We start from the raw sequence: 6270 nt of genomic DNA on the forward strand, positions 1-6270 counted from the left end.
ATACTTATTCCCTTTCAGTTGACAGGCTCTAACTTTTGGCTAAAGTCCAGCTAAGGAAGTTTAGAATTACTTCCGCTAAAAAAATACAAAAATATTTTTGTATCATTCCATCTCATTATGAATTTTATTCCATGAAAATTTCACTAAACGTTGTAGATTTTCTTTTGTCAGCCCTTGCTTTACAAGGATTGATCCTGTCCATACTATTATTATTTTCGGCAAAAAAAATCAAAAGCAACAGGTGGATTAGCCTTTTTATTTTTGCCGTTTCCATGATGATATTCAATACAGAACTTGATTTATCTGGAATTTGGAAAAGTCATTTATGGATACTAAATTTTATTGTCCCCTTCAATTTATCATTAGGCCCGCTAATCTATTTTTATTCAAGGAGCCTGATTTTCGAAGACAAAACAATAACCCGCAAAAGTTACTTTCATTTTCTTCCTGCTTTAATTGACCTGAAAAGGCAAATTATTTTTCTTTTTTATTTTACAGGAACCTTATCTATTCCTGCTGTCCAAAAGTTTTATTTTTTGGCTAAAACTCAACGAATCCTGCTAAGTCCTAATTTATACCAGGTTTTGCCCGGGTTTATTTCTTGTTTAGTTTATTGTGGCCTTACCTATCTGACAGTTAATGCCCAGCTTGGAAATAAGGAACTGTCGGTATATAAACTGGCAGATTTGAAGTGGCTAAAAAAGCTGATGCAATCCCTGTTTGTTCTTCTTGCAATATGGCTCTTTACAATAATTATTGATTTCGCTCCTGGGAGTGTTCCTGTTTATTCCTGGACGCGCTACTTGCTTGGTCTTCCTGCTGTTGTTTTTGTTTACTGGCTTGGCATGGCTACTTATTTACGCCAAAATAAAATGGAACAGAAGGATGTAGAAGTGTATAATAAAAAAATAGCTAAAGTTTATTTTAAGGATTCCGAAGCTGATTATTATCGACAGAAACTGAATCATTTGATGCAAAATGAAAAGCTCTATTTGAACCCTTTGTTAAAGTTGGAAGCTATTGCCAGTAAGTTAGGTATTCCAGAGAGGCTGATCTCCAATCTGCTTAACCAGCATTTGGATATAAACTTTAATGATTTTGTAAATGGTTACCGGATTGAGGAAGCTAAGAAAAAATTATCTGATCCGGCCCATAGCGCGTTTACCATATCGGCTATCGCTTTTGATTGTGGCTTTAATTCGTTGGCAACTTTCCAAAGGGCTTTCAAGCAATTCGCAGGAATCACACCCAGCCAATATCAAAATAATTTAAAAACGCCTTCATTAGCAATTAATACTACTCAAATCAGGATTTGAGTAGACAAAAAGCATCGTCAATAGCTTCTTTTGCTTTAGAAAAGCTGGTAACATGTTAACAGCGAAATCCAACGCAAGACTATGAAAGGCACACTGCTATTATCTTTATTAATTATTTTTTGTAATCAACCAGTTTATTCACAGTCAGCAAAAATTGATTGGGACGAATGGGGCGTACCTCATATTACTGCCTCTAATGAAAAGGATTTGTTTTTTGCCCAGGGGTGGGCAGAAATGGAGGCGCATGCAAACCTGGTTTTGCAATTATATGGAACAGCCCGCGGTAAGGCAGCTTTTTACTGGGGATCACAATTTGAAAGTTCAGATATACTGATACATAATCTCAACTTTCCACATATAGCATTGTCTTATCGAAAAATCCAAAACCCTGAATTAAAACAAATCATCCAGTCATTTATAAATGGAATGAATGCTTATGCCAAAGCTCATCCCGAGGCGATCGAAAAAGACAAGCAAATTGTATTACCAATTACGCCAGACGATGTTAACCTGCAATCATTGTTCGTTTTTGTAACCAGGTTTACCGGTGGAAAGGAGTTGAACCAGGTTGCCGGCTGGCAGGATATAGGATCAAATGCCATAGCTATCGCAGCTAAAAGATCAGCTTCCGGAAATGCAATGCTGATTCAAAACCCGCATTTACCCTGGAACGGTGAATATACTTTTTTTGAATCGGAGCTTACGCTAAACGGTAACCCTGTATATGGTGCGCAAATACTAGGCTTCCCCGGAATTGCGATCGGTTTTAATAAAAACCTGGGCTGGACGCATACCAATAATACTTTAGATAATGCCGATAGTTTTGAATTGACTTTAAAAGACAACGGTTACCTGCTGGATGGAAAAAAACTTGATTTTAAAGCACGTACAGACACGATATGGATTAAGCAGCAAAACGGAAGCCTTTTACCAAAATTGTACAAGTTTTATAGCTCTATTCATGGCCCTGTATTAAAAACAGGCAGTAAAAAAGCTTTGGCCGTTAAATTGGCAGGAATGGACAGCCCCAATGCCTTGCTTGAATGGTGGAAAATGGCCAATAGCCAAAATTTTAACCAGTTTGAGGCTGCTTTAAAAATGCAGCAGATACCTTTTTGGAATGTAATTTATGCGGATAAGCAAGGCAACATCTTTTATTTGTTCAACGGACTTGTCCCAAGACGAGCATATGGAAGGTTTGAAGACTGGGACCATCTGATTGAAGGAGATTCTTCAAAGAATATATGGAAGGGGTATCTCAGTTATGAGGAACTACCCAAACTAAAAAATCCAAAATCCGGGTGGCTGCAAAATACTAACGACCCGCCCTGGACTGCCACGCTTCCCAGGGAGTTGGATAAAAGTAAATACCCGCCTTACATTGCCCCTGATGAAATGCCTTTACGTTCCCAACGTGCAGCCAATATGTTGTTGCCAGATAGCAGTATTACTTTTGAACACCTGGTAGATTACAAACAATCAACCCATGTTTTGATGGCTGACCGCGTACTGGATGACTTGCTTTCAGGTATTGACAATACCTCATCTCCGCTATTACAGGAAGCCAGGCAGGTACTTACTGGATGGGACCGGAATGCGGACAATAACAGCAAGGGAATGCTACTGTTTTATGCCTGGGCCATGGCTTTTAACCCGAAGAACGATTACAATTATGCTGTTCGCTGGAACAGGGATTTCCCCAATTCAACACCAAGTGGTTTAAGGGATAAGAAGCACGCGGTGGAGCTGCTTGAACAAGCGGCGAAATTAGTAAAAACAACTTATGGTGATCTTTCCACTACCTGGGGAACATATTTGCGTTTAGAAAGAAATGGAATTAATCTGCCGGCAAACGGGGCAGATGGTGCGTTAGGTATATTTCGTGTTGCAGCTGCACAGCCTCAGGGAAAAACGACAAGTGTTACTGCTGGTGATTCATGGGTTGGGATAATTGAATTTGGGAAAAAGGTAAGGGCCAAAGTATTGTTAAGTTACGGAAATTCCTCTCAAAAACAATCTATCCATAATGGTGATCAACTGAAGTTGTTTTCTGAGAAAAAAATGAGAGATGCCTGGTTCTATCCTGAAAAATTAAAGGGGCACATCGCTTTTACCGAGGTTAAAAAAGGTGAAATTTTCATTCGTCAATAAATTCTAATCTTGTCAATTTTATAATCTTTTAAAATATCAAATCATGAAAAAGTATTTAACTATCCCACTTCTCTTTATTTTTCTACACAATGGATTTTGCAAGCCATATCCTCAAAGTGAAAAAAGTACAAGTTTTTGTAGAATTAAAGCAGACAGCCTTGATGCCTATACTGGGAAGTTTCAAAAGGATTTTAACGGAACGATGTTTTACTTGAATTTTTCATTAGAGAATGGAGAGTTGATAGGAACACAACTTTGGGACAATCAAAAAATGGCTATCAAGCATTTATCGGGCGATAGTTTTATCGTATTAGGACTGGATTGGTCTGTTAAATTTATAAGGGACAAAGAAGAGAAAGTTACTCAGGTAGTTGTCATGGGGAAGGATGCCTGGACTAAAGTAAAAAGTTAACTTATATAATTTTTTCACACAACATTAGATCCTGTTTAAAATTGCTTTAAGCTATTTCCTATGCTTCTTTTATCGCCTAAAAAATGGTAACCATTTGGTTTTTGCTTGAGTTAAATTGACTGTAAACACCAATTTTTTATAGGGTAAAAGAAGCATTAACATTTTTTCTTGAATGAATTTAAACAGGCTCTATAATTTTTTCACACATTAGAGCCTGTTTAAAATTGCTTCAATCTATTTTCTATGCTTCTTCTATCGCCGAAAAAGGGTAAACATTTGGTTTTTGCTTGAGTTAAATTGACTGTAAACACCAATTTTTATAGGGTAAAATCTGGCAAAGCTTTTTTCAGCAACAGGTTTTTCCAAAAACTTCAAGGCAGATAATTGTTAACCTGCCATGGACACTTCTAAAACAGCCAAAGCAAATACTGGCATCAGCAAGCCAACTTTATGGGTAATGACGATTGCCACAGGTTTGGTAGTAGCCAATATTTATTACGCACAACCATTACTGGAAGATATTGCAAAAACTTACCACGTAAGCAATGGCACTGCCGGAAACATTGCCATGCTTACACAAATGGGTTATGCTTTTGGTATTCTGTTTTTGATTCCTTTGGGCGATATGCTAAAACGAAAAAGGTTGATTATGGTAGATTTTGGCCTAATCGTTTTGGCTTTGCTGCTGGCTGCTTTTGCACCAAATTTCCCGGTGATGCTAATTGCCAGCTTTTTAATTGGCTTTACTTCTGTCGTGCCGCAATTGATCATCCCGATGGCAGCCCATCTTTCAAAACCCGAAGAACGCGGAAAAACAGTAGGTTTTGTGATGAGCGGCTTGCTGATCGGTATTTTACTTTCGCGCACCATCAGCGGTTTTGTGGGCGAACGGTTTGGCTGGCATGCCATGTTTATGATTGCCGCCGCGCTGATGCTTCTTTTATGGGCAATAATTTATTTTTTGTTCCCGGAAATTGAGCCGCAATACAATGGAAACTACGGCGGCTTGATGCGCTCCTTAATCACCTTAATCCAAACCGAGCCGTTATTGCGGCTGGCCGCTTTGCGCGGTGCCTTGTGCTATGCCTGCTTTGGCGCATTCTGGACGACCTTGATCTTCCTGCTGCGTCAGCCGCAGTTTAACCTCGGCAGTGAGGCAGCCGGACTATTTGGTTTGGTGGGCGCTTTTGGTGCTTTGGGCGCGGCGGCAATGGGAAGGATCAGCGATAAAACCAATCCTTACACCGTTACCACTTTTTCTATTTTACTGATCATTATTTCGTTCGTGGTGTTCTTTTTTTCGGGAAGAAGTTTGGCCGGTTTAATTATCGGCGTAATCTTGCTTGATCTGGGCGTTCAAGCTACACATATTTCTAACCAAACCACGATTTTTTCCCTTTCCCAAGAAGCCCGAAACCGATTGAACACCGTTTACATGGTTACTTATTTTTTGGGCGGCGCGGCCGGTACTTTTTTGGCCAGCCGCGTTTGGAACACCTGGCATTGGCAAGGCGTTACGGTCATCGGCATTATTTTGTCTGTTGCTGCCGAACTTGTTCACCTTTCTTACCGTAAAACTGTACGGTTAAACCTAAAATTGAATTGAATTCAGAACAAACTTTAAAACTATATTTTGCTGTTTTCGATAAAAACAATGTTTTAACGTTTACGGATAACTTATTTACAGCTTAATTTTCAACAGTTTACATTAAAAGCCATTAAAGTTTTAAAAAGTTAAGCTATAAGCAATGCTTGGCATAATCTTGGAAATACCTGCAACAAGAATAACGGAAATATGACTACTGAAAACAGCATTCCCGATGAAAGTTCTGAAGAAAAAGACTGGGCCGATCCGTTAAACCCGGAAAAACCTGGCGATAGCAGAGACGAAGAACAATTTACGAGGCAGGTTACCGAAGCAAAACGGAGAAAAAACAACTTAACAGAAAAAGACCATATTGATAAGCCAAAAAAATCAACCAAAAAATAAAGCATTAAAATATTTAAACATGAAAACAAATACCAACTCCGTTAATAAAATGATCAAAGGTTTCGATAAAGAACTAAGAAACCTGCTGATGACCGATTTAAAAGTAATGCGTGTAGCCAGCAAAGCTATTGCAAAAAAGATGAACCATTTAAGCACAAGCGAAGAACAACAACTATCCATCGCATAAAAAATAGAGCTACTACAAAAAAGCTGTGCTTATTAATTTAAGTGCAGCTTTTTTTTGAAATTTGATTTTTTAGCCCGATAATCAGCGCCTTTTAAATTTGTATATAAAAATACCAATGCTTTTTTTACCCTATAAAAATTGATACTGGCGCCAATTTTTATAGGGTAAAAGAAGCATGGAAAATAAATAGAACAAAATTTAAACAGGCTCTTAG

6 protein-coding genes are annotated in these 6270 nt (G+C 38.4%); all 6 read left to right on the top strand.

What is annotated here, in order from left to right; translation table 11 throughout:
* Positions 1-131: 131 nt before the first annotated feature.
* The 6 genes from Q0192_RS16515 (at position 132) to Q0192_RS16540 (ending at position 6056) form a co-directional block, all read left to right on the top strand.
* The gene (locus Q0192_RS16515; protein WP_299291172.1) at positions 132-1316 is read left to right on the top strand and encodes a helix-turn-helix domain-containing protein; all 1185 of its coding nucleotides are present in this window, start codon (positions 132-134) and stop codon (positions 1314-1316) included.
* A gap of 81 nt (positions 1317-1397) precedes the next feature.
* The gene (locus Q0192_RS16520) at positions 1398-3467 is read left to right on the top strand and encodes an acylase (protein WP_299291174.1); all 2070 of its coding nucleotides are present in this window, start codon (positions 1398-1400) and stop codon (positions 3465-3467) included.
* 43 nt (positions 3468-3510) lie between these two features.
* Entirely contained in the window at positions 3511-3879 is a 369-nt protein-coding gene (locus tag Q0192_RS16525) for a hypothetical protein (RefSeq protein ID WP_299291176.1), read from the top strand.
* A 397-nt stretch (positions 3880-4276) separates the two neighbouring features.
* Positions 4277-5485, top strand: coding sequence for an MFS transporter (locus Q0192_RS16530; RefSeq protein WP_299291178.1), 1209 nt, complete (start codon positions 4277-4279; stop codon positions 5483-5485).
* Between the two features lie 189 nt (positions 5486-5674).
* Positions 5675-5869: a hypothetical protein gene (locus Q0192_RS16535; protein ID WP_299291180.1), complete on the top strand. Its 195-nt coding sequence runs from the start codon at positions 5675-5677 to the stop codon at positions 5867-5869.
* 19 nt (positions 5870-5888) lie between these two features.
* Positions 5889-6056 (top strand): hypothetical protein, encoded by a 168-nt coding sequence (locus tag Q0192_RS16540; protein ID WP_299291182.1) that lies wholly within the window; start codon positions 5889-5891, stop codon positions 6054-6056.
* Positions 6057-6270: the final 214 nt, after the last annotated feature.

This window comes from uncultured Mucilaginibacter sp. (genome assembly GCF_937859865.1).
Taxonomy (GTDB): domain Bacteria; phylum Bacteroidota; class Bacteroidia; order Sphingobacteriales; family Sphingobacteriaceae; genus Mucilaginibacter_A.